Annotated in this window: 39 protein-coding genes; 22 read left to right on the plus strand and 17 right to left on the minus strand. The window is 63.1% G+C overall.

Annotated features, from left to right (window positions below; genetic code table 11):
• Positions 1-14: 14 nt before the first annotated feature.
• The 5 genes from CRJ03_RS11985 to CRJ03_RS12000 all read right to left on the minus strand — a co-directional run bounded on the left by CRJ03_RS11985 (position 15) and on the right by CRJ03_RS12000 (position 3,038).
• A complete protein-coding gene (locus CRJ03_RS11985) occupies positions 15-1,094 on the minus strand; it encodes a recombinase family protein (RefSeq protein ID WP_104019087.1) in 1,080 nt (359 codons plus the stop codon).
• Entirely contained in the window at positions 1,091-2,077 is a 987-nt protein-coding gene (locus tag CRJ03_RS11990) for a YqaJ viral recombinase family nuclease (protein ID WP_104019088.1), read from the minus strand. The genes CRJ03_RS11985 and CRJ03_RS11990 overlap by 4 nt, the downstream gene beginning before the upstream one ends.
• A gap of 15 nt (positions 2,078-2,092) precedes the next feature.
• The gene (locus CRJ03_RS11995; protein ID WP_104019089.1) at positions 2,093-2,299 is read right to left on the minus strand and encodes a hypothetical protein; all 207 of its coding nucleotides are present in this window, start codon (positions 2,297-2,299) and stop codon (positions 2,093-2,095) included.
• Positions 2,296-2,451: a hypothetical protein gene (locus tag CRJ03_RS19910; RefSeq protein WP_165375302.1), complete on the minus strand. Its 156-nt coding sequence runs from the start codon at positions 2,449-2,451 to the stop codon at positions 2,296-2,298. The genes CRJ03_RS11995 and CRJ03_RS19910 overlap by 4 nt, the downstream gene beginning before the upstream one ends.
• A gap of 266 nt (positions 2,452-2,717) precedes the next feature.
• On the minus strand, positions 2,718-3,038 hold the full coding sequence (locus CRJ03_RS12000) for a helix-turn-helix domain-containing protein (protein WP_104019090.1): 321 nt from the start codon (positions 3,036-3,038) through the stop codon (positions 2,718-2,720).
• A gap of 143 nt (positions 3,039-3,181) precedes the next feature.
• Between CRJ03_RS12000 and CRJ03_RS12005 the strand changes: the two genes are divergently transcribed.
• From CRJ03_RS12005 to CRJ03_RS12050, 10 genes are all read left to right on the plus strand, one after another.
• Entirely contained in the window at positions 3,182-3,424 is a 243-nt protein-coding gene (locus CRJ03_RS12005) for a helix-turn-helix domain-containing protein (RefSeq protein ID WP_104019091.1), read from the plus strand.
• A 556-nt stretch (positions 3,425-3,980) separates the two neighbouring features.
• Complete coding sequence (locus CRJ03_RS12010; RefSeq protein ID WP_104019092.1) at positions 3,981-4,235, plus strand: DUF2312 domain-containing protein; 255 nt, start codon at positions 3,981-3,983, stop codon at positions 4,233-4,235.
• A gap of 4 nt (positions 4,236-4,239) precedes the next feature.
• Positions 4,240-4,581 carry a ubiquitination-like system serine protease family protein gene (locus tag CRJ03_RS12015; protein ID WP_104019093.1) on the plus strand — a complete coding sequence of 114 codons (342 nt, stop codon included), beginning with the start codon at positions 4,240-4,242 and terminating at the stop codon, positions 4,579-4,581.
• Between the two features lies 1 nt (position 4,582).
• Positions 4,583-4,783, plus strand: coding sequence for a hypothetical protein (locus tag CRJ03_RS12020; RefSeq protein ID WP_104019094.1), 201 nt, complete (start codon positions 4,583-4,585; stop codon positions 4,781-4,783).
• Positions 4,783-5,436, plus strand: coding sequence for an HNH endonuclease signature motif containing protein (locus tag CRJ03_RS20140; RefSeq protein ID WP_206018358.1), 654 nt, complete (start codon positions 4,783-4,785; stop codon positions 5,434-5,436). Before CRJ03_RS12020 ends, CRJ03_RS20140 begins: the two co-directional genes overlap by 1 nt.
• Entirely contained in the window at positions 5,429-5,893 is a 465-nt protein-coding gene (locus CRJ03_RS12030; RefSeq protein ID WP_104019096.1) for a single-stranded DNA-binding protein, read from the plus strand. The genes CRJ03_RS20140 and CRJ03_RS12030 overlap by 8 nt, the downstream gene beginning before the upstream one ends.
• 11 nt (positions 5,894-5,904) lie before the next feature.
• Positions 5,905-6,324, plus strand: coding sequence for a DUF1064 domain-containing protein (locus CRJ03_RS12035; RefSeq protein ID WP_104019097.1), 420 nt, complete (start codon positions 5,905-5,907; stop codon positions 6,322-6,324).
• Positions 6,321-7,151, plus strand: coding sequence for a YdaU family protein (locus CRJ03_RS12040; protein WP_104019098.1), 831 nt, complete (start codon positions 6,321-6,323; stop codon positions 7,149-7,151). Before CRJ03_RS12035 ends, CRJ03_RS12040 begins: the two co-directional genes overlap by 4 nt.
• Before the next feature lie 13 nt (positions 7,152-7,164).
• On the plus strand, positions 7,165-7,569 hold the full coding sequence (locus CRJ03_RS12045; protein WP_104019099.1) for a hypothetical protein: 405 nt from the start codon (positions 7,165-7,167) through the stop codon (positions 7,567-7,569).
• Positions 7,570-7,643: 74 nt separating this feature from the next.
• On the plus strand, positions 7,644-8,300 hold the full coding sequence (locus CRJ03_RS12050) for a hypothetical protein (RefSeq protein ID WP_129590275.1): 657 nt from the start codon (positions 7,644-7,646) through the stop codon (positions 8,298-8,300).
• Here the strand turns inward: CRJ03_RS12050 and CRJ03_RS12055 are convergent.
• The 12 genes from CRJ03_RS12055 to CRJ03_RS12110 all read right to left on the minus strand — a co-directional run bounded on the left by CRJ03_RS12055 (position 8,297) and on the right by CRJ03_RS12110 (position 14,710).
• The gene (locus tag CRJ03_RS12055; protein WP_104019101.1) at positions 8,297-8,518 is read right to left on the minus strand and encodes a hypothetical protein; all 222 of its coding nucleotides are present in this window, start codon (positions 8,516-8,518) and stop codon (positions 8,297-8,299) included. The genes CRJ03_RS12050 and CRJ03_RS12055 overlap by 4 nt on opposite strands.
• Positions 8,505-8,837, minus strand: coding sequence for a hypothetical protein (locus tag CRJ03_RS12060; RefSeq protein ID WP_104019102.1), 333 nt, complete (start codon positions 8,835-8,837; stop codon positions 8,505-8,507). The genes CRJ03_RS12055 and CRJ03_RS12060 overlap by 14 nt, the downstream gene beginning before the upstream one ends.
• Positions 8,821-9,018 carry a hypothetical protein gene (locus CRJ03_RS12065; protein ID WP_104019103.1) on the minus strand — a complete coding sequence of 66 codons (198 nt, stop codon included), beginning with the start codon at positions 9,016-9,018 and terminating at the stop codon, positions 8,821-8,823. Before CRJ03_RS12065 ends, CRJ03_RS12060 begins: the two co-directional genes overlap by 17 nt.
• Positions 9,015-9,200 carry a hypothetical protein gene (locus CRJ03_RS12070; RefSeq protein WP_104019104.1) on the minus strand — a complete coding sequence of 62 codons (186 nt, stop codon included), beginning with the start codon at positions 9,198-9,200 and terminating at the stop codon, positions 9,015-9,017. The genes CRJ03_RS12065 and CRJ03_RS12070 overlap by 4 nt, the downstream gene beginning before the upstream one ends.
• Positions 9,197-9,829 carry a ribonuclease HI gene (locus CRJ03_RS12075; protein WP_165375304.1) on the minus strand — a complete coding sequence of 211 codons (633 nt, stop codon included), beginning with the start codon at positions 9,827-9,829 and terminating at the stop codon, positions 9,197-9,199. Before CRJ03_RS12075 ends, CRJ03_RS12070 begins: the two co-directional genes overlap by 4 nt.
• Positions 9,826-10,377 (minus strand): hypothetical protein, encoded by a 552-nt coding sequence (locus CRJ03_RS12080; RefSeq protein ID WP_206018359.1) that lies wholly within the window; start codon positions 10,375-10,377, stop codon positions 9,826-9,828. The genes CRJ03_RS12075 and CRJ03_RS12080 overlap by 4 nt, the downstream gene beginning before the upstream one ends.
• 29 nt (positions 10,378-10,406) lie before the next feature.
• Positions 10,407-11,123, minus strand: coding sequence for a hypothetical protein (locus CRJ03_RS12085; RefSeq protein ID WP_104019107.1), 717 nt, complete (start codon positions 11,121-11,123; stop codon positions 10,407-10,409).
• 76 nt (positions 11,124-11,199) lie between these two features.
• Positions 11,200-11,607 (minus strand): hypothetical protein, encoded by a 408-nt coding sequence (locus CRJ03_RS12090; protein WP_104019108.1) that lies wholly within the window; start codon positions 11,605-11,607, stop codon positions 11,200-11,202.
• Between the two features lie 23 nt (positions 11,608-11,630).
• Positions 11,631-13,286, minus strand: a complete 1,656-nt coding sequence (locus CRJ03_RS12095; protein WP_104019109.1) for a DNA cytosine methyltransferase — start codon at positions 13,284-13,286, stop codon at positions 11,631-11,633.
• Between the two features lie 193 nt (positions 13,287-13,479).
• A complete protein-coding gene (locus tag CRJ03_RS12100) occupies positions 13,480-13,869 on the minus strand; it encodes a hypothetical protein (RefSeq protein WP_104019110.1) in 390 nt (129 codons plus the stop codon).
• Positions 13,870-13,872: 3 nt separating this feature from the next.
• The gene (locus CRJ03_RS12105) at positions 13,873-14,451 is read right to left on the minus strand and encodes a hypothetical protein (RefSeq protein WP_104019111.1); all 579 of its coding nucleotides are present in this window, start codon (positions 14,449-14,451) and stop codon (positions 13,873-13,875) included.
• Positions 14,452-14,479: 28 nt separating this feature from the next.
• On the minus strand, positions 14,480-14,710 hold the full coding sequence (locus tag CRJ03_RS12110; protein ID WP_104019112.1) for a hypothetical protein: 231 nt from the start codon (positions 14,708-14,710) through the stop codon (positions 14,480-14,482).
• Between the two features lie 455 nt (positions 14,711-15,165).
• Between CRJ03_RS12110 and CRJ03_RS12115 the strand changes: the two genes are divergently transcribed.
• The 12 genes from CRJ03_RS12115 (at position 15,166) to CRJ03_RS12170 (ending at position 24,682) form a co-directional block, all read left to right on the plus strand.
• Positions 15,166-16,041 (plus strand): terminase small subunit, encoded by an 876-nt coding sequence (locus CRJ03_RS12115; RefSeq protein ID WP_104019113.1) that lies wholly within the window; start codon positions 15,166-15,168, stop codon positions 16,039-16,041.
• A complete protein-coding gene (locus CRJ03_RS12120; RefSeq protein ID WP_129590276.1) occupies positions 16,041-17,699 on the plus strand; it encodes a terminase large subunit in 1,659 nt (552 codons plus the stop codon). Before CRJ03_RS12115 ends, CRJ03_RS12120 begins: the two co-directional genes overlap by 1 nt.
• Positions 17,696-18,139 carry a hypothetical protein gene (locus tag CRJ03_RS12125; RefSeq protein WP_104019115.1) on the plus strand — a complete coding sequence of 148 codons (444 nt, stop codon included), beginning with the start codon at positions 17,696-17,698 and terminating at the stop codon, positions 18,137-18,139. Before CRJ03_RS12120 ends, CRJ03_RS12125 begins: the two co-directional genes overlap by 4 nt.
• Positions 18,132-20,483 carry a portal protein gene (locus tag CRJ03_RS12130; protein WP_104019116.1) on the plus strand — a complete coding sequence of 784 codons (2,352 nt, stop codon included), beginning with the start codon at positions 18,132-18,134 and terminating at the stop codon, positions 20,481-20,483. Before CRJ03_RS12125 ends, CRJ03_RS12130 begins: the two co-directional genes overlap by 8 nt.
• Positions 20,484-20,530: 47 nt before the next feature.
• On the plus strand, positions 20,531-21,004 hold the full coding sequence (locus CRJ03_RS12135) for a hypothetical protein (RefSeq protein ID WP_104019117.1): 474 nt from the start codon (positions 20,531-20,533) through the stop codon (positions 21,002-21,004).
• Positions 21,001-21,246, plus strand: coding sequence for a hypothetical protein (locus CRJ03_RS12140; RefSeq protein WP_104019118.1), 246 nt, complete (start codon positions 21,001-21,003; stop codon positions 21,244-21,246). Before CRJ03_RS12135 ends, CRJ03_RS12140 begins: the two co-directional genes overlap by 4 nt.
• Positions 21,247-21,250: 4 nt before the next feature.
• Positions 21,251-21,628 carry a RyR domain-containing protein gene (locus tag CRJ03_RS12145; protein WP_206018360.1) on the plus strand — a complete coding sequence of 126 codons (378 nt, stop codon included), beginning with the start codon at positions 21,251-21,253 and terminating at the stop codon, positions 21,626-21,628.
• Between the two features lie 30 nt (positions 21,629-21,658).
• Positions 21,659-21,919: an Acb2/Tad1 domain-containing protein gene (locus tag CRJ03_RS12150; protein ID WP_104019119.1), complete on the plus strand. Its 261-nt coding sequence runs from the start codon at positions 21,659-21,661 to the stop codon at positions 21,917-21,919.
• 10 nt (positions 21,920-21,929) lie between these two features.
• On the plus strand, positions 21,930-22,202 hold the full coding sequence (locus CRJ03_RS12155; RefSeq protein WP_104019120.1) for a hypothetical protein: 273 nt from the start codon (positions 21,930-21,932) through the stop codon (positions 22,200-22,202).
• Positions 22,203-22,236: 34 nt separating this feature from the next.
• A complete protein-coding gene (locus CRJ03_RS12160; RefSeq protein ID WP_104019121.1) occupies positions 22,237-23,208 on the plus strand; it encodes a hypothetical protein in 972 nt (323 codons plus the stop codon).
• Between the two features lie 31 nt (positions 23,209-23,239).
• Complete coding sequence (locus CRJ03_RS12165) at positions 23,240-23,443, plus strand: carbon storage regulator (RefSeq protein ID WP_104019122.1); 204 nt, start codon at positions 23,240-23,242, stop codon at positions 23,441-23,443.
• Positions 23,444-23,587: 144 nt separating this feature from the next.
• Entirely contained in the window at positions 23,588-24,682 is a 1,095-nt protein-coding gene (locus CRJ03_RS12170; protein ID WP_104019123.1) for a N4-gp56 family major capsid protein, read from the plus strand.
• The last annotated feature ends 20 nt before the right edge of the window (positions 24,683-24,702 follow it).

Raw genomic sequence — 24,702 nt, forward strand, 5'->3', positions numbered from 1 at the left:
TTTCGGTGCCCGGTTCAGGCATCGCCGCCCCCATCGTCCTCCCCGCCAATCCCGCGGATGTTCTCGGCGAGATCGAGAAGCCGCTGGTGGACGTCAGGCATGGCCCCCTCGAGCGCGGCCATCTGGTCCTTGTAGACGTCCAGCACCTCGTCCACGCCATCGCCCATAGTGGCGGCCAGATCCTTTTCGATGAGGTCAGCGGCCTTGTTCAGGTCGATATCCGGAGCGGGCTTTTCGTGCCCAGCGGCGGCCCGGATTTCATCGAGGCGCTTGCGGTAGTGCTTCCGCGCCTTCTCGATGTCGCCGCCGGCGAGCTTCCCGGCGTCCTTCGCCGCGTCGGTCAGCGCGGCCTCGGTCTTGGCCGCATCCATGTTTTTGATCATGATCGAGAGCGAGGGGGCACCGTCGTCTTTCGCGCCGGAATCGCGCCCGCGCTTCTTCGCAACCTTGCTGGCGACCGACGACGCCTTGCTGCCACCCTTGGGCGCCTCTTCCTCGGGGGTGACGTCGCGCATGTCGTCAGGCATGTCCCGTGCCTCTTCGGCCATAGCCACACCACGCAGCACATCCGCGAAAGTGTCACGCAGCGCGAAACCGCGCGCGCGCATCTGCATCATGCGTTTGGGATATTGCGTCCACGGCCCCTGCTTGTTCAGCAGGCTGGCCTGTTGTGCGTCGTCGCGGGTAAATTCTCGCGTGACGCTGTTGGCCTGCCCCTTGCGCTTGACCGTGCAGGACGCGCCGTCGTCGCCCACGTCCTCGTTGATGTATTCCAACTTGCCCGAAGCCTGCACGAGTGCCAGCATGGCATCGCCCCAGATCGAGGGTCGGCCATTGATCACGGCGATGTTCTGCATGGCCTGCATCGGCGGCAAGCCAAGCTCATAACCCCACTGGATCGCGACGAGGACGTTGCCGGGTTTGCCCTGGTAGTCCTTCGGGATGATGCTGGACCCGCTGAGAATATCCGCAAAGCGCATCGCTTCGTCGAGGGTCTTGGGGGTGAGGTCGGCCATTCCGCCGGTCGGCACCTGACCCTGCTCTTGTTTCGGAATGGCCATGAGGGGGCCGGGCTTCTCCATCGTTTGCGTCATTGTGCGCTCTCCTTCTTGCTGACGGCGCTGGTGAGCCGCAGGACGCGGCTCTCGGTGGTTTTGGTGTAGAGCGCTGCAAGATCAGGGTGGTCGGCACGCAGCGCCTTGGCGTCGATGCGGTCGGCGGTCTGCGCCTTCCATGTCGCGATCTTCTCCCCGCCGTGCGTCAGGACCTCCGCGTCTTCCGCAGCCTTCATGATCTCGAGCTTGAGCGCGTCTTCGCGCTTCTTGAGCTCCTTCATCTGCTCCTTGACGGTGTGCAGGTTGCAGGCGGCGTCATAGGTCTCGACCCCGACAATCTCGGTCTTCGCGTTCAAGTGGCGCGGCCAGCGGTGCAGGGCGTCGTCAACGGTCGATGGATCAGGGGGCTCGCGGGCCTCGACGCGCTTCCAAAACAACGCCGCTTCCTCTTGCAGGTCTGCGACGAGCTCGTCGTTGCGCGCGATGGTGAACTGGCGAAAGTCCGAACCGCCGATCAGGACGGCAAGATCAGCGACGTCGGCCTGCGTGATCCCGAGATACCACTGGCACTGGATCAGGTAGTAATCCGGCACATCATCGGTGCCGGCGTCCCCCCAATCGCCTGCGGCGAATGCGTTGGCGGTCTTGCACTCCAACACCCGGTCGGTGGTCAGGCGCCCGTCCTTCCAGCGTACGTTGCCCGCGATCTTGGGGTTGATCACAGCGCGGTCGATATTCGCCTGCATGAACGGGTGATCCGGGTGCTGCATCTGCACGTTGACGCGCTGCACCTTGTTGCCGGTGCGCTTGGCGTATTCCCTGGCCACCACATCCTCGAGGACTTGGCCCCAATACTGATATTCCTTCTCTTCGGTATCCTCGTCCGGGATGGGCTCGACCTTGGAGCGATAGACGCTGTAGGGCGTACCCCAGCGGGACATACCGAGGATCGCGGCAATATCGCTGCCGCCCAAGCCCGACTGGCGGGCCTCGAGAAATTCACGCCGTGACGGTGCTGTCATGGTGATCTCCTTCGTTCAAATGTTGATGATGGCGCTGATGGTCAGGGCGATACCCGCGAGCGCGCCCACGCACGCCAGAACGGCGACGGCGCGGTGCGCGAGGCTGAGGGCGTCGGCGGTGCGATCCCGGCGGATTGCGGGGCGGTTCAGGGCCTCGAACATGACTTCCCTGCGCCGGATCGCGCGTAGATCATCGGCAAGCTGCCGCGTGCCCCCGCTCATGGCTTGGGCCCGACGAGCACCGTGCGATGGCCGGTGCCCCGGCACATATCGCAAGCTACAAGGCGCGCGCGGTTGCGGTCGTCGTAATCGGTCAGGCGACCGGTTCCACCGCATTCGCGGCAGAAATCGGACGTATCGACAAGGTCTTGCATGGGTTCCATCCTCGCATCTTGCGAGTTGGAATATATTGCACATAGAACAACCGATGCAACTATAAAATTCCTCTTTGCAATCAGAATGCAAAGCGATAGCGTTTCCTGCGGCGGGCCAGGTCGCCCGTCACGAGTGCAAAATCTGGGTCCAGCTAGCGGAAAGGGGGAACATATGGTGAGCGATAGCGAATCGGGTGATCACACCGAGGCCGATCAGCTCGAAGAGTTCGTGGAGCTTTTGGGGGAGATGGGGCCGAAGGGGCGTGCTAGTTTCGCTCGCCGCCTCCGCGAGGCCGGTGAGTTGCCGCCCGAGCCATGTCAAGCCAGCCAGCGCGACGATCCGGCGACAAAGTCCTGAACACATCCAGCAGGAATTGTTCATCCTCGGGCGTGGGGGCGTCGAAATCCACAAGCTCGGGTGGCTTGACGCCCAGCACGTCGGCAAGTTGCTGCTGCAACTCTGTGTTCAGGCGGCGCTCCCCACGCTCGATCTGTGCGAAATACGGCTGGGATATGCCGAGGATTTTCGCAACCTCTCGCTGCTTCATGCCCGCTGCGACCCGGGCCTCCTTGATTCTCAGACGCATGGCTCCATCCTTGCGTTTGCATCGCGCCACCCCAAGCGGCGCACCTTTGGTCTGCTATCATAGTGCCCGCCGGTTTCCGCCACAAAGAGTAATTTATCGCAGCGTCTTGACAGGTCTGGAATATATTGCAAAAAGCAATATTGATGCAGACCCTTGGCCAATACATATCGAACCACCCCATCCGCGCGACCCAGCGTGAGTGGGCACGGTTTCTCGGTGTCAGCCAACCGTACCTGTCGCAAATCCTTTCCGGTACCCGCACGCCGCACTGGCGCGTGATGCGCCGTATCGAGGAGCGCACGCGCGGGGCGGTTCCGATGGCGGTGTGGTTTCAAGGTCTGGATGAGAGATCGGCAGACACGGCGCAGGAGGCGGTAGCGTCATGATCTGCGAAAGAAATGCCCGAGCGGACAAGGGGCTGGTCCAGCGCGAGACTGTCCTACTCCTTTCGGGGCTTCGGCCTTGCCAAGCCAATTCCGACCTGCGCGGCGGCGCTCGGGGGGGTCTCAGGAGCCCTACATTCATCCGCCAAGGTTGGGACGCGGGTCAGCCCCACCAGACGGGGCATCCATGTAAACGCACCTGCCTGCCTCGGTGCGAAACTTCCCCGGCGGCTTCGGTCGCCGGGGTCTTTCTGCCGCATTCCGGTCAGCGCACAGGCGCTGTCCCGAGCGCGGCGGGCTTAGCAGTGCCCGTAAAGCAGAACCGCCGATGCAGACTGTCGGATCAGGCGGCTAGACGGATGAGGGGTGCAGGAAGGCTGCGCCACGCCCACGCGGCTCCGTTGACCTGGCCCGTGCTCGACCCTCGAATGCCGAGAGGCAGCGGAACGTCCCCGACCTATGCCGAAGGTGACACTCAGCCGGACGCATTTGCGAGCGGGACCAGCGGCGGCGGGGGTAGCAGACCCGCCGCCGCGCCCCATCCACGCAGGAGAACATCATGACCGATACCGACACCGCCCACCGCGTCACCGCCGACGAGCTGCGCCAGTTCATCGAACGGTTCGAGCGGCTCGAGGCCGAGAAGAAGGACATCGCCGACCAGCAGAAGGAGGTGATGGCCGAGGCCAAGGCACGCGGCTACGACACCGCCGTCATGCGCAAGGTGATCGCACTGCGCAAGCGCGACCGGGACGACATCGCCGAGGAAGAGGCGGTGTTGGAGATGTATAAAGAAGCACTCGGGATGGGGTGAGGAGATGGCCGCGCTCGGACCGAAGCTCCGTCGCATCGCAAACAGCCATGTCGGGTTTTTCTGCCCGGCCTGCCGGATGATGCACGTCATCCGCATCGGCGGCGATCGAGGGCAAGGCCCGCTATGGACCTGGGACGGGAATGAGGACGAGCCGACATTCACGCCGAGCATCTACGTCAACCGACCGGGGCGGCTGCACAATCCCGCCGTGCCCTCCTGCCACAGCTATGTGGCTGACGGCCGCATCAGGTTCCTGAACGACAGCACGCACGCTCTCGCGGGCCAGATCGTCGATCTACCGGACCTGACAGGTGCGGTCGGCGACCAGGTGAAAGGGACCGCGTGACATGAAAGCCAGCGTCAAGCGCGACGGAGAGTATGCCGTAATCCGCATCCCGATGGCGGACATCCATCGGCTGCGCGTCTCTCTTGAGCAGTGCCCGTGCCGCGCGCCGAAATCGAACGAAGCAACGGAAATTCGCGAGAGCTTGTCCGGGGCGCTGGGCCGCCTCGAGTCTCTGGCGCAACGACGAGGATTTACGGGCTGATGAGCAGTGTGAAAAAAGTTTGCCGCAGTTGTGGCGAGACTTTCGACCGCCCATCAAGGCTGTCGTCAGCGCAATGGAGCGCGAGACAATATTGCTCGCGGTCATGTGCGGCCAAAAAGACAACCTTCTCCGACGCAGAAATTGTCGCGTTTTATGAGGGCGGAAAATCATCCCCTGAAATTGCCGAAATCGTGGGTATTTGCCCTGTTCAAGTGCGTCGAGTTCTTCGTGCGGCTGGGTTTGATGCTCGTGATCTAAAGTCGGCTATGCAGCTTAGTCACAGCCGCCAGGAAGTAAAAAATAGAATGTCCCGATCGGCAAAAGGCAGAACGCACACCGAAGAAACTAAGCGCAAATTACGGTCCGTAATTGGGCCAGATCATGCGCTTTGGAGGGGCGGCCTTACTCTATCAGCGGGCGGGTATTTGGAATTTACCAAAAGCGAGGCGAACGGAGCACACGCTGGGCGGTATTTGCACCGAGTAATCGCTGAATGGGTTATCGGTCGAAGCATTGAGCCGGATGAGCACGTTCATCATCGTGACGGCAACAAGCTCAACAACTCTCCTGAAAATCTTGAAGTGATGAAAGCGGTTGACCACGCGCGGCATCATGCCATCGAAAACGGATTAGGTAAGAAACGCTATGCTTAATCAATGCCAATTCATAGGAAATCTGGGGCGAGACCCTGAAACGCGGACATTCCAGAGCGGTGATAAGGTGTGCAACCTTCGCATCGCTGTAACTGAGAAGTGGAAAGACCGCGACGGTAACAAACAGGAGCGCACCGAATGGGTATCGGTCGCTGTGTTTGGCCCGCTGGCAGATGTTGCCAATCAATATCTGCATAAAGGTTCGAAAGCCTATGTTTCTGGGAAAATGCGGACCCGAAAATGGCGGGACCAATCTGGCCAAGATCGCTATTCGACAGAAGTCGTGTTGCAGGGGCCTGACGCCAAGCTGGTTATGCTGGGCGGTCCGAACAACAGCAGCAACAGCAGCTACGGGAGCGGCGGCTATGGCGGGTCGTATGATGATGGCCTGGCCCGCGGCGGCCCGCCAGATGATCGAGACCGTCAACCCGATCTGGACGGAGAGATCCCGTTCTAGCCATGCAGCGAATGAAAGCATCACAGTTCCAGGCCATCGTGCGCGCGCGCGAGCAGGGCAAGCAGGGCCGAAACAAGGATCGGCCCCGCGGGTCGAACAAGTATAGCGCCGAGCGCACGACGCTGGACGGCCACAAGTTCGACAGCAAGGCCGAGGCGCGGCGCTACGCGACCCTGCGCCAGATGGAGCGTGCCGGCCTTATCCGCGATCTCAGGCTGCAAGAGGCATACCATCTGCAAGGCCATGATGGCCCGCTGTTCTCCGAGGCGGGCCGCCCGCTGATCTACAAGGCGGATTTCGTCTACATCGACGTCACCGATGGGCAAGAGGTCATCGAGGACGTGAAGGGCATGAAAACGCAAGCCTACCGCCTCAAGAAGGCGCTCATGGTCCAGATGGGCAAGCCGATCACGGAGGTGAGCGTCCGATGAGTAAAGCTCCCGCCATGCCGATGTATTGGGACGCCTATTTGGCGGACACAACGCACCTGACCACGGAGGAGCACGGGGCGTATCTTCTCCTGCTGGGGGCAATGTGGCGGCGCAACGGGCGCGTCCCAGACGACGATAAAGACAACGCTCGAATCCTTGGCCTGACGCCCTCGAAATGGCGCAAGGTGAAGGCCCGGTTCTGCGATACCATTTCGGGTTTTCAAGTCGAAAACGGCATGATCACGCAAGAAAAGCTGCAAAAAACTTGGGAAAACACTCAAGAAAAGATCGAAAAGAACCGCACAAATGGCGCCAAGGGCGGCAGGCCAAAATCCAATAAAAACAACAACAAGGCAAAAGCGAACGGTTCTGTTTCGGATAACCCAACAGAAACCAAGCTAGCGCCAGGCGCAATGTCGCCTGACGACGACACGACAAAGCCGTTCGACGAGATCGCCGAGTGCGTTTCCGCCTACAACGAGATTGCCCGCGAAGCGGGGTGGCCCGAGGTGCGAGTTCTAAGCAAGGCTCGGAGGTCAGAGCTTTCCCAACGGCTCAAGGAGTGCGGGGGGATAGAGGGCTGGCGACATGCGCTGGCGAAAGCCCGGGCCTCTCCGCATTGTTGCGGCATGAATGACCGGGGCTGGACTGCGAATTTCGATTTTCTCGTGCGGCAGTCGTCTTTCACGAAACTCATGGAGGGCAATTATGACTACAGACCCAGCCAGGGCGGAAGCCCGAAAGGGACGCAGCCGGAGCGAACCGAACGGCACCGCAGGGTCGTTGCAGCCGCAGCCCGCGGAACCACCAGCCAAGACTGGGGTTGAAGCCTATCTGGCCATGACGCCCGATCAGCTTGAGCGGCACCGCTCGAAGATCGCGGTGCGCGCCGAGGCGATCCTGGATCAGTTCTGGCGGGACGACGACACGTCTGACGCGCAGCGCGCGCTCGAGCTCGAGGGCTGGGCCGACGTGCTTGAGACCTGCTCGCACAGCGAGATCCGCAAGGCATGGGCCGAGTATCAGAAAACCGGGCCACGCACCCGCGCGGGGCGGCTCTACAAGCCCGACGCGGGAGCGCTCTACCGGATCATCGTCAAGCGTCGCCCGCCGCCCCCGCCGTCGCCCTTCGAGGCACCGCCGAAGCGGCACGGTCCGAGAGTGCCGCCCGAGGACGTGCAGGAGAAGCTGCGCAGCTTGGGCATCAAGTCGATGCCAAAGCCGGGTGATGGCGCTCGGTCGTGACAGCCCCATCGGCAAAATCCCTGTTCCGCGCGACCAAGCGCAAGCCGCGCATCGACGCGGGGCAGGGGGTCTTGATGCCAGATCTTCCGATCCAGCATGCGCCCCGTCCGCCAGATGTGCGGCGCGAGGATGATTTCTACCCGACCGCGCAGCCAGATGCGGCCCGCGGCCTGATCCTTGCGGAGGGATGGCGGCTCTCCGAGCTTGGCGGCGTGATCTCGGAGCCCGCCGTGGGTGACGGCCACCTGGCGCGCGAGTTCGAGGCCCACGGCTTCACAGTGCGCGGCGGTGACCTGGTACAGCGGAAGTGGGAGGGGATCACCTGTCTCGGTTCGTTCTACGAGGCGACCGAAGCGGCCGCGCCCGTGATCATCACGAACCCACCTTTCTCGGAGATCAGCGCGCGCGATGGGCACGGACGCTGGTTGCGCCACACTCTCTCCCTGCCCGGGTGGCGCTATCTGGCCCTTCTCCTGTCGTGGGACTGGTGCGCGGCCCAAAAGAATGGGCACGCCGCCCTGCTTGACGCACAGCCGTTTTCCTACGCCTATGTCCTACGCTGGAAGCTCGATTTTACCGGGGAAAGGTCGCCGCCGCAGCGCAATGCGTGGTTTATCTGGGATCGGGATGATCCGCGTTCGACACCGGGCAACGGGCCATATCCAGAGCCGTCGTTCCGCTTCATGGACAAGCCGCGCTGCGATACAGCTCGGCAGGTGGCGCTACTCTAGAATCCGACGACGAGGGCGAGAGCCAGGGCGGCGCATATAGCCTGCGTAAACGAGATCGCTGCCGCGCGCTTCCATGCTTTCGTCTGGTCGAGCGGGCCGCCGGGTTCGCGCGGATCATCGGACGATCGCGCATTATCACCCGCAAAGAGCACGCCAGCGATGGCGGGGGCTACGGCCAGGAGCATGATCCATTCGTTCATGCGCTCAATGATGGTCATTACCACCCTCGATTGCAACCCAGCTTGCGCGCTTCATCCAGATCGGCTTGCCACCGATCAAATCCCAGCCAGCGGGTGTCAGCTTGAGGTCATGGACCGAACCTACGGCGTTGGCGTAGACCGTGATCCAGCCGCAGTTCTCGGCCGTCTGGACGAGTTTTGACACCTCCTGGTGGGTTTGGTCCATCTTGCGGGACAGGCGCGGCAGGCGCATTTCGAGCAGCCCCATCTGGTTGCTGCCGATGATTTCAAGCATCTGACGCATGGCCGGGGTGTCGGCGCGGGTTTCCAGTGGTTCGATATCAAGTGTCACAGGCATATCCGGTCCTTTCGTTCTTCATGAGTTCACAGCGCGCGACGTGGCGGTCGAGCACTCGTTCGATCTCCTCATCGGTCAGGGGGGCGTGCTGGTTCTGGCGCGCGGTCTCGAAGGCGGCGACGTAGCCGATCAGAATCGCGACGGTGAACCATGCGCGCCAGTCCTTTATGGGGCCCATCATGCTGCGTCATCCCCCTTCTCGGCCCGGATGCGGATATCCGAGCTCGACGCGCCGCACATGGGGCAGTGCATGGTTTGCATGGCGCGCGCCGCCAAGCTGATGTTCATGGGCAGGTAGAGGCCGGTCCATTCGTGCCCGCAGGCGACGCAGCCGACGGTGAGGGGGCGTTTGTCGGGGGTCATTCTGCGCGCTCCAATTCCGCTCTCATTGCGCGCATTTCCTTGCGTGCCTGCCGATCGCACCAGCGGTTAACAAAGAACCTGGCGTCGTCTTTCGCGGTGTGCCCCTTGACGTGCCGTGCAGACACCCCGACCAGATCGACGCGTGCCGTGGCGACGGCGCTGTTCCATATCTTGAGAAGGCTCCGGCTGCGAATCTTGCCGTAGATCAGGTGGACGACCGTCATGCAGTCGGTTTGCACCAACACGGATCTCGCGCCGTGCGCGCGAGCGATGTGGATGCCGTTCAAAGCAGCCCTAATTTCCGCTTCATCCGAGCGAGTGGTGACAGTGCGAAGCGGACCGCTCATCTTGATCGGGGAGTCATCGCCATCAATGCGTATCCACGCGGCCCACCCACCAGCCCCGGTTTTGCGGCAGTGGCTTGCGTCGGTTATGACGGTCGCTCTCATCCCCGGAAGTTTCTGCTCCTTTACGAGCCGCTGCGCGATCACCTGCCGGGCATGGTGACTGGACCCTCGCGCCATCTTTGCGGCGGCGCCTTTGCCGCTGTGACGGCACGGCTTGCCGATCGCTGCCCGGCACTTGGGGCAGGAGGCGGTGTCGCGAATTTCGGAACGGGATAGGCTCATGTCGTTTCGCCCACCCGGTCGATGTTGCAGCGGTGGACGTCGAAAGTCAGCGCGACCACCCACGGGTTCTGATCCCATGCGTCGGGGCCGTGCAGGCTGTTCCAGAGGGCAGCAAAGTCGCTGCGAGAAGACATTGCGGCTTGGCGCGGCACATCAGCCATCGAAACAGCATCCACGCCCTCCGCAACCGCATCCGCCTCGCTGATCTCCTGCAACCGCTGCACCCGCACATCGGTCACGGTCAGGGTCAGGCGGGAAAACTTGCGCGGCATGTGGATGGGGGATTTCCACTTGAACGGTCCTTCGTGCGGAGAAATGATCTTGTCGCCGCACTGGTAATCGAGCGTGGCCTTGTAGCGCGGGCAGTCGCCGTGGTCGGACACCCCCATGCCCCAAGCCTCCCTTACCCAAAGCCGGTCGCCGGGGGCGTAGCTAGGAAGCGGCTGCATTTCGCGGCCATTCCATTCCATGATGCCGCTGCGCAAAAAATCCCGCTTACCGCACCTGCGCGTCTGTGTCTTGCGCCCGTCGAGCAGCGCCCGGACCATCGGCCCGCTGAATATGATAGGCTTGTCTGTCATACCGCCACCCCCTTCGCCCGGGCGATGGCTTTCTGCACCATGTCCCACGCGCTTGGCGGCATGGCATTGCCGTCATCGTTTTCGAGGTTTTCCAGCGCCGCGAGCATTTCATCGAATGTGGACTGCCTTTCCTCGCGCTCGGCCTCGTCCCTGGTGAGCGTCACGGTGATGTCGGTGGTCTTCTGTCGGTAGAAGCGATCCGCGACCGCCTTTTGCACGACGTGCTGGTCAGGGAGCGAAAACAGATTAGCCCCGACGATGGAGATGTGATCCTTGATAAAAGCGTAGTCGCGCCGCTTGCCGGCGAAATTCAGAAAGTCCTCCTCGGTGTAGTGCTCGCGCTCCCCCACCATCCGCTCGGCTGTTGCCTCCATGCAGGCCATCACGTCGTCGATCATGGATGCGAGGGCTTGCTGCGGGGTGTCGAAGTGTTGGAGGCGCGTCGCGTGGATGCTGTGATCTCGCATCGTCACGTTGCGCGCGGGCGAGAAGGTGCCGTTGGCATCAATCCAGCCGACGACGACATGGGGCAGGCGGGTGCAGACCAAGCCCGTGCCAAACCCGGCGGCGGCAAGACCGCTGGCCTTATACTCTCCGAGGTAGGCGTTGATAGCATCGGGGATCGAGGTGCAGCCTTTGATCCAGAAATATCCAGGCACATCAATCCGGGCGATTCGGATATCGTAAAGCGTCTGTTTTTCCTCATCTTTCACGGGCCAATCCTTTCTTGATCGGGTTTTGATTGATCGCATCGTGACGCGGCCCGCGCGGGGCCGCGCTGCGCTGCGGTCAGTCGAGGTCAGGTGGGGCCTGATCCGCCTTTTCCTGATTGCGCAGATAGGCGGCCTGGAGACCGGTGTGCGTCTTCACATCCGAGCCGGGCACGAAATCCATGCGGTAGCCATCAGGGTAATGAGCACGGAACGTCTCGTGCCGATCAGGGCGCGAGCCTTCGAGGATGCCAAGGTCGTGAGGCATGTAGCCTTCGGCGCTGCAACCGTGGCTCCCAAGGCCGGTGCCATCTTCGGCGAGTAGGACCGCGGCGAGGAAGTAAGGCCCGCCACCGTTGTTGAAGCCGTAGATGACCGGCAGCTCCTCGACCGGCTTGTTGTGCGGATTGTAGACCGCGTAACCCTTTCCCTCCCATGCGTGCAGGTGTTGCGCGAGGTACAAGTTTGCGGCGGCAGGTGTGGTCATGATCTTGATCTCCTTGGTGGTGGTCAGGTGGATGAAGCCAGCGTGGCTTCGATTTCGGCTTGGTCGCGCAGGTGCTCGCAATTGGCCTTGACCAGCGCCATCGCCAAGGGCGGGCAGACGGAGTTGCCGCACATTCGGGTCTGTTCCGTCTTGGTCATTGGCCGACCATCCGGGGCGCGGTCGATGATGTAGCTGTCGGGAAAGCCCTGCGCGCGGAACTGCTCGCGCGGGGTGAGCATTCGCATGCCGATGTCGGTGATCGCGTAAGTCTGGCCGTCGATCTCGACCGTGACCAAGCCGAAGGTGTCACGGGTGCCGAGCGTGTGGAGCGGCCCGTCCGCGTCCTGGCCCAAGCCCTGACCGTAGTATTTCTGCAAGAACGCGGCGATGATCGCACCATGCTGCCCGCCTGCGGTCAGTGTCGGGTGCGGTGCGTCGATCGAGGCGCTGCGACGGGACGTTCCGTGCATATTCATCAGGCTGGCCGCGACCACCTGCTGCTGCGTCCCGCGCGTGGTGAGTGTGCTCAGCGGCTCCGTGGCGGGGCGCCCGGCGTTCTTCTCCATCCTTGCACCGGCATTGTGCTGGGCAAGGAAGGCCGCGACGAGGGCGTGCTTGCCCCCGCCTGCCACGAGCGTGCCGAGCGGCTTGTCGAGGCCCGGCACCCGCGGTTGCTGGCCGGGACGCTCGCCGTAGCCAGTTTGCACAAGCGTCGGCACGACCAAGCCGTGAGCATCGCGCGTAGCGGTCAGCGTCTTGAACGGCTCATCCAGACCCTGACCACGAAAGTTCTCGCCTGAGTGATTGCAGGTCACGACAAACGGCTGCTTGGCCTCGACCACATAACGCATCACGCCGCGCGCGATCCGGCGCAGGGTTGCGTCTTTCAAAGGCCGCACCGCGCGCAGGCCGTGCTTTGCCATGATCTCGGCGCTGGTGTCGAAAATCGAGGGGCAGGGCAGGGACCAGTCAATGATCTCTGCCGCCGTGCGCCACGGGTGTCGCGCACCCGCGATCACCTCGGCGCTGTCGGGGGCGCCGTGGGTCGGTTCCGGCCAGATGATCGGTCGACCGTCGCGACGGGCAATCACGAACAGGCGCTTGCGGATCGTCGGGGCGCCGTAGTCGCAGGCGCGAAGTTGGCGCCACTCGACCTTGTAGCCGAGGCGGCGCAGGCGGCGCACCCATTCGCGGAACGTCTCGCCCCGGCGCGTGATGTCGGGGCGGTTGTCGGGCGTGAGCGGGCACCAGTCCTGAAATTCCTCGACGTTTTCCAGCATGATCACATCGGGGCGCACGAGCTCGGCCCAATGCACCACGATCCATGCCAGATCGCGGATGTTCTTCTCTACAGGCTTGCCGCCCTTGGCTTTGGAGTGGTGTTTGCAGTCGGGGGAGAACCAGGCGAGGCCAACGCGCCGCCCGGGTGACACCACGTCGCGCGGGTCGATGGCGTAGATGCTGTTGATCAGGTGCCGGGTTTCGGGGTGGTTTACCTCGTGCATAGCCAGTGCGACCGGGTCGTGGTTGATCGCCACGTCCGGCCCGCGGCCAAGAGCCATCTCGATGCCGGTGCTCGCCCCGCCGCCCCCCGCGAAGCTGTCGATGATCATCGGCGGGCGAGGGTCGACCGGCGGCGCAGCAGGGGGGGTGTCGAGATTGCGCAGTGGCAGAGTCATGTCCGTTCCCTCTCCAACCGTTCGATTTTCTCCCGCAGCCGCGCGTTCTCGGCGCGCAGCACCTCAATCGTCTCGGCTGGGCCACCAGGCTTACGGCTGTAGCGCCGCCATTCCGCCCGGCACTCGGGGCAGGCGCGCAAGCCGTCATCAGATTTCGGCTTGCCGCAGGCTGTGCATTCAGCGCTATGCACTATCAAAACTCCCCCAGCGGCGTGGTGATGGGCTCAAGGCTGGACGCAGTGCCCCAGCCCATGAAGTGCGCGCGCCCGTCGCGATCACAGGCGTAGGCGCAGACCGCGCGGACGCGATCCTCTGCCTCGCGGCGCGTCTGGTAGGGGCCTGCCATCATGTGCTCGCGCCCCGCATCGGTGGCGGTGACGTAGAAAAACCGCTCAGCCTCGGCGCGATCCCACGCATCCGCTCGCCAGATTGTCATCGAGCCGCGCGGGGTGTCGAATTTGATCGCGTCCTCGTCGTGCAGACGCCCAACCAGATCGTCAGGAAGCCAGTTGTTGTCGCGCAGCAGGTCACCGGCAGAGATCGCCAGCGGCGCGCAGAATTGCTCGTGCAGAACCACGTCCATCGCTCAGTCCTCCAATTTCTCGTTGTATTCGATCACTTCGATCTCGGTGCCGAATGGCACGGCCAGCACGAACAGGACGTGCAGGTCGTCGGGGCCGTAGCTGTGCCAGCCCCAATCCGCGGCGGTCTCGCTCAGGGCGAGGTCCTTCGCTTCTTCGGGCGTTCCTGTCGTGTGGCTCGACAGGTGGTGCGAGCCCTTGATCTCACCGAGCGCATCAAGCTCGCATACCGCGACGAGGTAGTGCTTCGTCATGGTCACGGTGCCGTTGTCGATGGCGCTCACCGAGATCACGCCCCCGGCCATCGCCTGCGCTGGTGCGCAGGTGGTGACCATCTCTGGTGCCGCCCGCTGCGCCTGTAATTCCTCGATATCGGCATAGGCGGGGCTCTCGTGTGTCACGGTGACAGCGCCGCCGTAGAGCGAAGGCTGAATGCCGTTAGGGCCGTAGGTGCGAACAAGGTCCTCCTGGACGACCTTTCCCAGCGCCGAGCTTCCGCTGCACGCGAGGCGCCAGCCAAGCTCGGTCTTGGTGGCCGACTGCATCGCGAGGTTCGTCGCGCGGCTCAATCCAATGATATCCATAGGGTCCATCCTTGCTGTTGGGGGTGGGTCAGGCGGCGTAAAAGACGAGCAGGTCGGCCTTGCGCTCTGCCCGGTGCTGGTTGGCGCGCAGGAGCCCGCACAGAAGCACCTCGCCGCACCGCGTGAGGCGGTCGCACAACTCGCCCCAAATCACCGCCGCGCGGCGATACTCGGCGATTGCCTGCCGCAGATCACCGGCATCGCGAGCCGCTTGGGCTGCGCGTTCGGCTGCGTAGGCATCAGCAGTGGTCTGTTCCATCCGAAGGCCCTCCTTGCTTCTCATCCGATTGCAGGATGCAATATAATGCAACCGCAGTCAAGTAAAGAGGCCAGCGCGAAAAGCAGTTTTTACAATCGCCAACAGGTTGCGTTTTTGGGGTGCCGGAGGGCCATCGTGCGCCAAAACAGGCAATATTCTGAAAAAAATCGGCAAGAATTTTTGCGTTAGTGACGTTCAAATTCGTCTCAAAGTTACACACCATAATTGTTTCACATGAAACACTTAGCAAAAGCGAACGGTTCGTTTTGGGCTAACCCAATCAAAACCATACCAGAACCAGAACCATAGTATATATCGAGACCTTACGGTCTCTCGTCGTCTGGCGACGACTCTCGACCCGATAACCCAACACCCGACACACCCTCTCGACTGGCCCTCTGGCCCTGTGCTATGAAATTGCACATCGCACCATCGCGCAGGCTCGGGCAGGGGTCATGGCCACCAGGAAGCAAGCTCCATCCAAGACGAAGAAGGGAGCGGGGAAAGCCACGAAGAAGGCTGACGTCGCGCCATCCGGCTTGCCGTGGGGCCGCGAGCATTTCTGCCTCGAGTACGTCAAGGACGGCAACGCCACGCGATCCGCAATCGCCGCTGGATACTCCCGGAACAGCGCCAGCGAGCAGGGATATGATCTCCTCAGAAATCCTCAGATCAAGGCTCGCATCGCCGAATTGCAGCGAGAGATCGCCCAGGAGCTCAAGATCGAGCACGCCGACATCCTCAAACGGATGTGGGACACCGCCACCGGAGACCCCAACGATCTCGTCCGCGTCGAGCGCCGTTCATGCCGCTACTGCCACGGTGTCGACCACCAGTACCAATGGAAGACCGAGCGCGAATACCGCGACGCGGTCAACGCCTTCCTGCATGGTATCGCGGGCAATGATCACAAGGCCCTCATCGCCCTGGGCGAGGTGATCGACGCGGGCAACACCGTCCCGGGTATGCCCGACGACGAGGGTGGTTATGGGTACGACGCGACCGCTGCGCCATCGCTCGACTGCCCCGAGTGCTTCGGCGAGGGCGTTACCACCGTCCAGCTATCGGACAGCCGCGAGGCCATGTCACACCCGCTCTACGAGGGCGTGAAGCAGACCAAGGACGGCATCGAGGTCAAGATCGCCGACCGGGCCAAGGCGCTCGAGCAGGTCGCGCGGCACCTGTCGTTCTTCAAGGATGAGGTGAAGCTGGGCGCATCCGCCGAGCTCCTGGAAGCGGCGCGCAAGATCAACGCCGCGTCCCCGCCGCTCGATCCGGCCTACATGCGCGACAACGCGAGCCGCCTGATGGACGACGAGGGCGGTACATGATGGCCGTGCAGGACGCACAACACACCCGCAAGGGCGCGTTTCCGGCGGAAATCGAAGCCGCAGCCGAGATCGCGCAGCTTCCCAACCCGCTGCCGCTCGACTACGAGCCCCGCGACACCACCGAGTTCCTGGCCTGCCTGAAAGACCCGCTCTGGCGCATCTGTTCGGGCCAGCTTTACAAGATCATGACCAAAAGCGACGAGCACCAGGAGGGCTCCGTCGTCCCGTTCCGGCCAAACAGGGCGCAACGGAGGTTCCTGGCCAAACTTCATACGCGAAACGTGATTTTGAAAGCCCGCCAATTGGGCTTCACGACCCTGATCGCCATCTATTTCCTCGACCACGCGATCTTCAACGACGACCAGCGGTGCGGGATCATCGCCCACAGCCTCGAGGACGCGGGCGTGATCTTCCGCGACAAGGCGAAATTCGCCTACGACCGCCTGCCGCAGATCGTCAAGGATCTCTATCCGCTCAAGAACAGCAACGAATCCGAGATGCTGTTCCACAACAACAGCGCCATGCGTGTGGCCGTCTCCATGCGCTCAGGCACGATCCAGCGCCTTCACATCTCCGAGATGGGCAAGATCGCGGCCAAGTTCCCCCAGAAGGCCGAGGAAATCGTCAAGGGCTCGCTGCCCGCCGTTCCCGTCGATGGCATCGCCATCATCGAATCCACCGCTGAGGGTCAGGAAGGCAAGTTCTTCGACATCGCCGACCGGGCCGAGAAGCGCAGCCACGATCCCACACCGCTTGGCCCCAAAGAGTTCAAGTTTCACTTCTTCCCGTGGTTCATCACCCCTGAATACGCCACCGATCCGCGCCACGTCCGCATCAGACCCGAACAGCACGAGTATTTCGACAAGGTCGAGGCGGAAATGGGCGTGCGGCTCAAGCTGCCGCAGCGCGCATGGTATGTCACGACGCTCGAAAACGAGCAGGCGGGCGACAGCGAGGGCATGTGGCGGGAATACCCATCGACACCCGCCGAGTGCTGGATGCGCGGCACCGAGGGCATATGGTTCGCGCCCCAGCTCGCCCGCGCCCGCGCCGAAGGCCGCCTGTGCCCCATCCCGCATGTAAGCAACGTGCCGGTCCACACGTTCTGGGACATCGGGTCGGGCGACGGCACCGGCATCTGGGCCATGCAGGACGTCGGCACGCGCCATCGCTTCATCCGGTATTTCGAGGATTGGGCCAAGGGTTACAGCCACTACGTCAAGCTCCTGCGCGACACCGGCTGGCTCTTCGGCATCCACTACCTGCCGCATGATGCAACGCACGAGCGCCAGTTGGCCAACACCGTCGCTGCGCCGCTCTCCATGCTGCAAGAGCTTGCCCCTGACTGGCGCTTCAGGATCGTGCCGCGCGTGCCCGATCTCACACAAGGCATCAACATGACCCGCGAGGCGTTCGGCCAGTGCTGGTTCAACATCGACGGCTCGGGCGAGGACTGCGAGGCCGGTATTCGCCACCTCGATCTCTACAAGAAGAAATGGAACAGCCGCCTGGGCGTCTTCACCGACGAGCCCGAAAAGCTCGACGGGCACACCGAAGCCGCCGACTCGCTGCGCCAGTACGCGCAGGGCTACGATCCGGCCCACTTCAACGCACCAACCGCACCGAAACGACGCTCGAGGGGGGCGATGACGGCATGAGCGATGAACCCAACACACCCGTGATCGACCTCAGCTTGCGCCTCTGGCAGCGCACGCGAGGCGAAATCACCGTTATCGGGACGTGGATACTCACGACCCGGCGCCCCTGCCTCGCGCTCGTGCCATCCCGGGCGCTGCCCACGCACGACCGGATCACGCCATGCCTCGTGCCGCTCGACATGGCCTTCGCATGGGACGAGCACACGGGCGATCCCGCCGACACCGCGGCGATGAGCTACCAGTTCGCCGCCGCTCTCGGGCTCAACCCGATGGAGCCACGCAACGTCATCGCGGTCACCAGCATCGTGCGCGACAGCCTCGGCGATCTCCTGGCCATGCCGCCATTCCCCGAGGGAGAGAAGCAGGCCGTGGCCGATGTGCTGATCACCGATCCCAACACGGGCAAGACCACAGAAGCGGAGATCGTGGACAATGTTTGAGACCGACCGCGACAACGACGACGATCCGGCCAAGCGCAACCAGATCACGTTTCACGCTCCCAAATCCACCGACCCGATGGATCGCTACGATTTCGGCCAGGCGCCGGATGCGCAACAGGTGCAGCGGCTCCAACAGAGCCGAAACCTCGACGAAGGACGGCCCTACGAGCTCTTCAAGAACCTCATGGGTCACTATCGCCGTGAGATCGAGCGCCAGGGCAACAACCGCAACGAAATGGGGCTCGACGAGGACTTCTATGACGGCGACCAGTGGCGGGAGGAAGACAAGGCCGTGCTGGAATCGCGCGGACAGGCCCCGCTCGTCTACAACGTGATCTCGACCACGGTAAACTGGATGCTCGGCACCGAGAAGCGGGGCCGCACGGACTACAAGATACTCCCACGTCAGGAGGAAGGCGGGAAGGCCGCCGAGCGCAAGAGCCAGCTTCTCAAGTACCTCTCGGACGTCAATCTCTCGGATTTCCACGTCAGCCGCAGCTTCAAGGACTGTGTCGTCTCCGGTCTTGGCTGGATCGAAAGCGGCGTGCAGGAGGATGACGAGGGCGAGGCTATCTATGATCGCTTCGAGACCTGGCGCAACATCCTCTTCGACAGCATGGCCACCGAGTCCGATCTGTCCGACGGGCGCTACATCTTCCGCACCAAATGGACGGACGTCGATACCGCCAAGAGCATGTTTCGCGGGCGCGAAGACGTCATCGAGAAATCCGCCTCCACCAGCTTCGATCTCATGCGCAGCCTCGACGGGGCTGGCGACGAGCAGATGGACGCCGCCGAGGAAGAATGGAGCCAGACCAGCATCTACGGGGCCGCCGATGGTGCTGTTTCCGAGCGTGCCCGTGTGCGCCTCATCGAGGCATGGTTTCGCGTGCCGGTCGAAGATCGCTACATGCGCGGCGGCCAGTTCACGGGCGAGATATTCGACCCGCGCAGCCGCGGCCACATGGCCGACGTGGAGCGGGGCCGCGCGACCATCGTGAACAAGGTGCGGATGCGGATGCACGTCGCGATCATGGCCGAGGACGGGCTTCTCTACCTGTCCAAGTCGCCCTATCGCCACAACCACTTTCCGTTCACGCCGATCTGGTGCTACCGCAAAGGCCGAAATAACCTGCCCTACGGGGTGGTGCGCTCGATGCGCGGGCCGCAGGAGGACATCAACAAGCGCGCCTCCAAGGCCCTGCATATCCTCTCGTCCAACCGCGTGATCATGGATCGCGGCGCCGTGACTGATATGGACGCCTTCCAGGAAGAGCTTGCCCGCCCCGATGGCGTTCTGGTCAAGGAGCCCAACCACCACCTCGAAATTGCCGTCGATCGCGAGCTTGCTCCCGCGCACCTCGATCTCATGAGCCGGTCCATCGAAATGATCCAGCAGTTGAGCGGGATCACCGACGAGAACCTGGGCCGCACCACGAACGCCACGTCGGGCAAGGCGATCATCGCCCGGCAGGACCAGGGCGCGCTCGCCACCGCCTCGATCTTCGACAACCTGCGCCTTGCCCGGCAGATACACGGCTCCAAGATGCTCTCGCTCATGGAGCAGTTCATGACCGAGGAAAAGCGGTTCCGCATCACCAACATGCGCGGCAACGCCGAGTTCCTGAAGGTCAACGAGCCCGATCCCAACGCGCCTGACCAACTCCTGCCGGAGAGCGACATCGTCAGCACCAAGGCGGATTTCATCATCAGCGAGGACGACTGGAAAGCCACCATGCGGCAGGCGCAGGTCGAAGAGTTGTTCGAGATGATGACGCAGCTCGGGCAGACCAACCCCGAGCTTGTGCTGGTGGTGCTCGATCTCCTTGTGGAGACGATGGACCTGCCCCAGCGCGAAGAGATCGTGAAGCGCATCCGCAAGCACACCGGTCAGGACGACCCGGACGCCGATCCGAACAATCCCGACCCCGAGACAATCGCACGCCAGCAGGCTCAGGAAGAGCAGGCTCAGATGGAAAGACGTGCGGCAGAGGCGGAATTGGCCGACAAGGAGGCCAGCGCCGCCGAGAAGCGCGCCAAGGCCGAGAAGGTTGGCGCCGAGGGCGCCCGCGTCCTTGCGGAGATCCGACGCATCCTCGCCGAAACGGCCGGCGCGAACGTGGAAACGCAGGTCAAGGCACTCGAGGCCGCCGCCGCGATCATGAAGGCGCAGTCCGTCGCGGGGGTTGCCGATTCCATTCTCAGCGAGGCCGGATACCAGCCCGCCCCGGCGGGTGAGGGCCAGACCTCTCCTAACATGCCCGCCCCGGGCGCGCCGCAACCGCAACAGATGGCGCCGCCGCCGCAACAACAGCCTCAACTCCCGGTGCCGAGCGGCGCTTGATCGCCCGGCATCACCAGCCTTGTCGCAAGATGTGAAAGGAAACAGCGATGGCATTTACCGCAGTACCGAAACTGGAAACCACCGCCGCAGGCAACAGCACCGGCATTTCCATGTCCATGTCCGTGTCGCCCAAGGGGCGGCGTGCAACCGTGCGGATCACGCTCAATGCGGACGCCCAGAAGCGCCTGTTCAACCGTGCGCTCAACCCCGAGACGGACAAGGTTGACGTGCTGATCGGGCGCGGCGTCGATGAGGGCCATGCCAAGATCGTGCTGAACCCGAATGGCGCGCACCAAATCCGCAACAGCATGAAGGGGTCGGTGTCGATCCGCATGGCGCGCTGGGACCTTCTGCCGGAAGGCAAGCGCCCCGCGGGCAGCGTGAAGCCGCTCGGTGATGCCGAGATTGAGGGCGACAAGATCACCGCGCTCGTGCTCCTGCCCGATTGGGCCAGCCCGAAGAAGCGCGAGCGTGCCGCGGCAGACGCGAAGAGGGTCAACGCCGGGGAGGCGCGGAGGTGACGGACGACGACAAGATCGTCAGCCTGACCGGTGCGCCGCTGCACTTTTGCGGCACGCCGGGGCAGTTGTTCGACCTCAAAGAGGTTGTCGACGGGCTGGTCGAGAACGACGCGCAACAGGCCATCGTGATCGGACGCCTGCCCGACGGCAGGCTCTACGTCGGATCGACCCACAGCACCGAGACCTGCTCCCTGCTTCTGGGGCAGGCGCAGCACTTCATCCACAAGCATTACGAGGTATGAGCAGATGGTCGCCCAAGACATGAACATGGCCCGGATCGAGGATGCCGCCCAGCTTGCGCACGAGGTCAACCGCGCCTTCTGTGCCAGCATGGGCGATGGCAGCCAGCCCCGTTGGAATGACGCGCCCGACTGGCAGCGCGAATCCGCCATTCAGGGCGTGCGCCACGCCTTCGAAAACCCGCACGCCAGCCCCGAGGACAGCCACAACAACTGGATGGCGCAGAAGGCGCGCGACGGGTGGCGGTTCGGGCTGGTGAAGGACGAGCGCGCCAAGGAACACCCCTGCATGGTGCGCTACGACCAACTCAGCCCCACCGAGCGCGTGAAGGACGCGCTCTTTCTCGCCGTGGTCCGCACCTACCTGGCGCTGGATCACGGCTGACCGACAGACAGAGAGAGAGGAAACAGCACCATGACCACCACCAAAGGTAAATACCGCGTCGGCACGACCTTCAATCCTAGCGGCAACGATGTCGTGGACGAGATCAAGGCGCGCGCCGCCGATCTGATCGACTTCATCGAAAATGAGATCGACGTGCCGCCGCACGAAACGCCCAACGAAACGCGCCAGAGCGCGGAAATCGCTCGCCTCAAGGCGTTGGCGCAGACGGAAATCGAAAGCGCGGCCATGTGGGCGGTCAAGGCCGCCACCAAGCGCAAACCGGGCGAGTGAGGGCAGTCCGATGAAGCAAGACAGAGACAAGCAACCAGAAACCCGCATCATCCCCGCCTGCAACGGCGGGTATGTCGTTGAGCAGGGCTCCGGCGACCCTCGCGTCAGGTCGAACCTCATCGGTGCGTATTCCAGCGCGACCGACCTCATCAAGGCCATGCCGGAAATTCTCGGCACGGACGGCCTCGACGTGGTCGTGCGCCCGTCGATCAACGTACTGACGGGAAAAGAGGTGTTCGGCGCGCATTGCGCCAACATCCAGGACGGCTCCGACCTCGTTTAGCAAGCCCTCGACACCACAGAAAAGGATCAGACTAATGGCTGATGACGACAAGACCACCACCGACGACAACGAGCTTCTGACCGAAGAAGAGCGCGCCGCGCTTGACGCGGAAGAAGGCGAAGAGATCGACGGCAGCGCCTCGCTGACCGACGAAGACACCCAGCGCTGGCGTGATGCCGGATGGGGCGGCGAACCCGCGCCCGCCGAGGAGGATACCGCCCCGTCTGCGCAGGGAGACGACACCACGCAGGCCGCCCAGGGCGACGACACGGTCGCGGCGCAGCAGGGTGACGATACCGCGCCCTCGGCCCAGCAGCAGGGCGATGGGGACAAGCCGCGCCAGCAGGCTCCCGTGGATACCTCGCAGTATGACAGCGAGATCGACGGTCTGCGCCAGCAGGAGCAGGCGTTGCTGGACAAGTATGACGATGGCGACCTGTCGCGCGATGAGCTCAGGGAGCAGCAGGCGGCGCTGCAAGAGAAGATCGACAGCGCGGTCGAGGGACGCGCCATCGCCCGCAAGCAACTGGCGGACGAGACCGAGCAGTGGAACGACGCGGTATCCAAATACCTCACCGACTACGAGGGCCTGAAATCCGAGGGCGTGATCGCAGCGTTCGACGCCGAGGTGCGCGCCGTCACGTCCAACCCCGCGCTCGCCAACCGCAGCTTCAAGGAGCAACTGGCCATCGCGCACCGCCGTCTTGTCTCGACCGCAGACGACCTCGGCCTCAAGGACGTCCCGCCGATCAAGGGGCAGGAGCCTGCGCCACAGCCACAGCCGCAGCCGCAGCAGCAGCGCGCCACCGACCCTCGCGGCGATGATCTGCGCACGCCGCCCAAGACGCTCGCCCGCGTTCCCGCTTCCGACATGAGCGACACGGGCGACAGCAAATACGCCGCCTTGCAGCGCGTGGTGGACACCGGCAAGCCAGAAGAGGTCGAGAGGGCTATGGCCCAGCTTTCCGACGAAGAGCGCGATATCTTCTCGTCCATGATGGTCTGATCGGGCCGAACGAAAGAAAGGGAGGCGCCGAATGCTGGTGCTCAGGCTGAAAGCGTCGGACCGCGTGCAGGTCGGCGACCTGGTCTTCGAGATCAAGGAAGCGGCGGCAGGGCGTGTCCGTATCGCGTTCGGCGCTCCAAAATCCATCCCGATCCACAACGATACGAGCGGCGGCCCACCCGTGTTCGACCTCGACGAGCCGGAAGGAGGCATCACGCTGCATTCGCTCGAGTGATCGAGGTATCACCCGATGGACGGAGACTGATGGGGGCGTGATCTGCGCCCCCTTTTCTTGTGACACAACATATGGTATGCGTTTAACAGCTAGAGCGCATGATGTGCCTATGCAGGTCGTTCAAAACCCGCATGAGGAAACATTATGCCCCAGACCATCATCCCCTTTGGCGACGTCAAGGCCCAGAAGAAGTGGTCCTCGAACCTCGCCGTCGACGTCCTCCACAAGAGCTACTTTTCCAAGAAGTTCATCGGCAAGGGCGACAACAACATCATCGAGCAGAAGACCGAGCTTGAATCGGACAAGGGCGAGAAGATCAGCTTCGACCTGTCCGTCCAGCTTCGCGGTGGCCCGACGCAGGGCGATGCCCGCGTGAAGGGCAAGGAAGAGAACCTGCGCTTCTACTCGGACGAGGTCATCATCGACCAGACGCGCAAATCGGTCTCCGCTGGCGGCCGCATGACTCGGAAGCGCACCGCGCACGACATGCGCGTCGTCGCCAAGAACCGCCTCGGCGACTACTGGTCGAAGTACATCGACGAGCTCATGTTCATCTACCTTTCCGGCTCGCGCGGGATCAACGAGGATTACATCGAGCCGACGGACTTCACCGGGCACGCGGGCAACCCGATCCAGGCGCCCGACACCCAGCACATCCTCTACGGCGGCGATGCGGTGTCCAAGGCCACCATCGTGGCGGCGGACAAGATGACCCGCAACGTCATCGAGCGTGCCTGCACCAAGGCCCGCATGATGCGCGCCCTCGACCCCACCACCGCGAACATGATGCCGGTCTCCATCGAGGGCGAGGACCGTTACGTCACGGTCATGTCGCCCAACCAGGAGCAGGACCTTCGCACGGATGAAGGCAACGGCTGGCTCGACGTCCAGAAGGCCGCCGCTGCCGCCGAGGGATCGAAGAACCGCATCTTCAAGGGCGGCCTGGGCATGATCAACAACGTGATCCTGCACAGCCACGAGAGCGCCATCCGGTTCAGCGACTATGGAACCGGCTCCGATCTCCCCGCCGCGCGGGCGCTCTTCATGGGCCGGCAGGCCGGTGTCTGCGCCTACGGCACCACCAAGGGCCAGCGGTTCATGTGGAAGGAAGAAATGGAGGACTACGATAACGAGCCGACCGTCGTGGCGGGCACCATCGTTGGGTGCAAGAAGACCCGCTTCAACGGCAAGGACTTCGGGATCATGGCCCTCGACACCTACGCCACCCCGGCTGGCTGATGTGACTGAGGCGGGCGCGT

It is taken from the genome of Roseovarius nitratireducens (assembly GCF_002925845.1).
Lineage (GTDB): Bacteria > Pseudomonadota > Alphaproteobacteria > Rhodobacterales > Rhodobacteraceae > Roseovarius > Roseovarius nitratireducens.

Bases quoted from the DNA above. Each gene is read 5' to 3' on its own strand.
- CRJ03_RS11985 (WP_104019087.1), bottom strand. From the start codon at position 1,094: ATGACGCAAACGATGGAGAAGCCCGGCCCCCTCATGGCCATTCCGAAA.
- CRJ03_RS11990 (WP_104019088.1), bottom strand. From the start codon at position 2,077: ATGACAGCACCGTCACGGCGTGAATTTCTCGAGGCCCGCCAGTCGGGC.
- CRJ03_RS11995 (WP_104019089.1), bottom strand. From the start codon at position 2,299: ATGAGCGGGGGCACGCGGCAGCTTGCCGATGATCTACGCGCGATCCGG.
- CRJ03_RS19910 (WP_165375302.1), bottom strand. From the start codon at position 2,451: ATGCAAGACCTTGTCGATACGTCCGATTTCTGCCGCGAATGCGGTGGA.
- CRJ03_RS12000 (WP_104019090.1), bottom strand. From the start codon at position 3,038: ATGCGTCTGAGAATCAAGGAGGCCCGGGTCGCAGCGGGCATGAAGCAG.
- CRJ03_RS12005 (WP_104019091.1), top strand. From the start codon at position 3,182: ATGCAGACCCTTGGCCAATACATATCGAACCACCCCATCCGCGCGACC.
- CRJ03_RS12010 (WP_104019092.1), top strand. From the start codon at position 3,981: ATGACCGATACCGACACCGCCCACCGCGTCACCGCCGACGAGCTGCGC.
- CRJ03_RS12015 (WP_104019093.1), top strand. From the start codon at position 4,240: ATGGCCGCGCTCGGACCGAAGCTCCGTCGCATCGCAAACAGCCATGTC.
- CRJ03_RS12020 (WP_104019094.1), top strand. From the start codon at position 4,583: ATGAAAGCCAGCGTCAAGCGCGACGGAGAGTATGCCGTAATCCGCATC.
- CRJ03_RS20140 (WP_206018358.1), top strand. From the start codon at position 4,783: ATGAGCAGTGTGAAAAAAGTTTGCCGCAGTTGTGGCGAGACTTTCGAC.
- CRJ03_RS12030 (WP_104019096.1), top strand. From the start codon at position 5,429: ATGCTTAATCAATGCCAATTCATAGGAAATCTGGGGCGAGACCCTGAA.
- CRJ03_RS12035 (WP_104019097.1), top strand. From the start codon at position 5,905: ATGAAAGCATCACAGTTCCAGGCCATCGTGCGCGCGCGCGAGCAGGGC.
- CRJ03_RS12040 (WP_104019098.1), top strand. From the start codon at position 6,321: ATGAGTAAAGCTCCCGCCATGCCGATGTATTGGGACGCCTATTTGGCG.
- CRJ03_RS12045 (WP_104019099.1), top strand. From the start codon at position 7,165: ATGACGCCCGATCAGCTTGAGCGGCACCGCTCGAAGATCGCGGTGCGC.
- CRJ03_RS12050 (WP_129590275.1), top strand. From the start codon at position 7,644: ATGCCAGATCTTCCGATCCAGCATGCGCCCCGTCCGCCAGATGTGCGG.
- CRJ03_RS12055 (WP_104019101.1), bottom strand. From the start codon at position 8,518: ATGACCATCATTGAGCGCATGAACGAATGGATCATGCTCCTGGCCGTA.
- CRJ03_RS12060 (WP_104019102.1), bottom strand. From the start codon at position 8,837: ATGCCTGTGACACTTGATATCGAACCACTGGAAACCCGCGCCGACACC.
- CRJ03_RS12065 (WP_104019103.1), bottom strand. From the start codon at position 9,018: ATGATGGGCCCCATAAAGGACTGGCGCGCATGGTTCACCGTCGCGATT.
- CRJ03_RS12070 (WP_104019104.1), bottom strand. From the start codon at position 9,200: ATGACCCCCGACAAACGCCCCCTCACCGTCGGCTGCGTCGCCTGCGGG.
- CRJ03_RS12075 (WP_165375304.1), bottom strand. From the start codon at position 9,829: ATGAGCCTATCCCGTTCCGAAATTCGCGACACCGCCTCCTGCCCCAAG.
- CRJ03_RS12080 (WP_206018359.1), bottom strand. From the start codon at position 10,377: ATGGTCCGGGCGCTGCTCGACGGGCGCAAGACACAGACGCGCAGGTGC.
- CRJ03_RS12090 (WP_104019108.1), bottom strand. From the start codon at position 11,607: ATGACCACACCTGCCGCCGCAAACTTGTACCTCGCGCAACACCTGCAC.
- CRJ03_RS12095 (WP_104019109.1), bottom strand. From the start codon at position 13,286: ATGACTCTGCCACTGCGCAATCTCGACACCCCCCCTGCTGCGCCGCCG.
- CRJ03_RS12100 (WP_104019110.1), bottom strand. From the start codon at position 13,869: ATGGACGTGGTTCTGCACGAGCAATTCTGCGCGCCGCTGGCGATCTCT.
- CRJ03_RS12105 (WP_104019111.1), bottom strand. From the start codon at position 14,451: ATGGATATCATTGGATTGAGCCGCGCGACGAACCTCGCGATGCAGTCG.
- CRJ03_RS12110 (WP_104019112.1), bottom strand. From the start codon at position 14,710: ATGGAACAGACCACTGCTGATGCCTACGCAGCCGAACGCGCAGCCCAA.
- CRJ03_RS12115 (WP_104019113.1), top strand. From the start codon at position 15,166: ATGGCCACCAGGAAGCAAGCTCCATCCAAGACGAAGAAGGGAGCGGGG.
- CRJ03_RS12120 (WP_129590276.1), top strand. From the start codon at position 16,041: ATGGCCGTGCAGGACGCACAACACACCCGCAAGGGCGCGTTTCCGGCG.
- CRJ03_RS12125 (WP_104019115.1), top strand. From the start codon at position 17,696: ATGAGCGATGAACCCAACACACCCGTGATCGACCTCAGCTTGCGCCTC.
- CRJ03_RS12130 (WP_104019116.1), top strand. From the start codon at position 18,132: ATGTTTGAGACCGACCGCGACAACGACGACGATCCGGCCAAGCGCAAC.
- CRJ03_RS12135 (WP_104019117.1), top strand. From the start codon at position 20,531: ATGGCATTTACCGCAGTACCGAAACTGGAAACCACCGCCGCAGGCAAC.
- CRJ03_RS12145 (WP_206018360.1), top strand. From the start codon at position 21,251: ATGGTCGCCCAAGACATGAACATGGCCCGGATCGAGGATGCCGCCCAG.
- CRJ03_RS12150 (WP_104019119.1), top strand. From the start codon at position 21,659: ATGACCACCACCAAAGGTAAATACCGCGTCGGCACGACCTTCAATCCT.
- CRJ03_RS12155 (WP_104019120.1), top strand. From the start codon at position 21,930: ATGAAGCAAGACAGAGACAAGCAACCAGAAACCCGCATCATCCCCGCC.
- CRJ03_RS12160 (WP_104019121.1), top strand. From the start codon at position 22,237: ATGGCTGATGACGACAAGACCACCACCGACGACAACGAGCTTCTGACC.
- CRJ03_RS12165 (WP_104019122.1), top strand. From the start codon at position 23,240: ATGCTGGTGCTCAGGCTGAAAGCGTCGGACCGCGTGCAGGTCGGCGAC.
- CRJ03_RS12170 (WP_104019123.1), top strand. From the start codon at position 23,588: ATGCCCCAGACCATCATCCCCTTTGGCGACGTCAAGGCCCAGAAGAAG.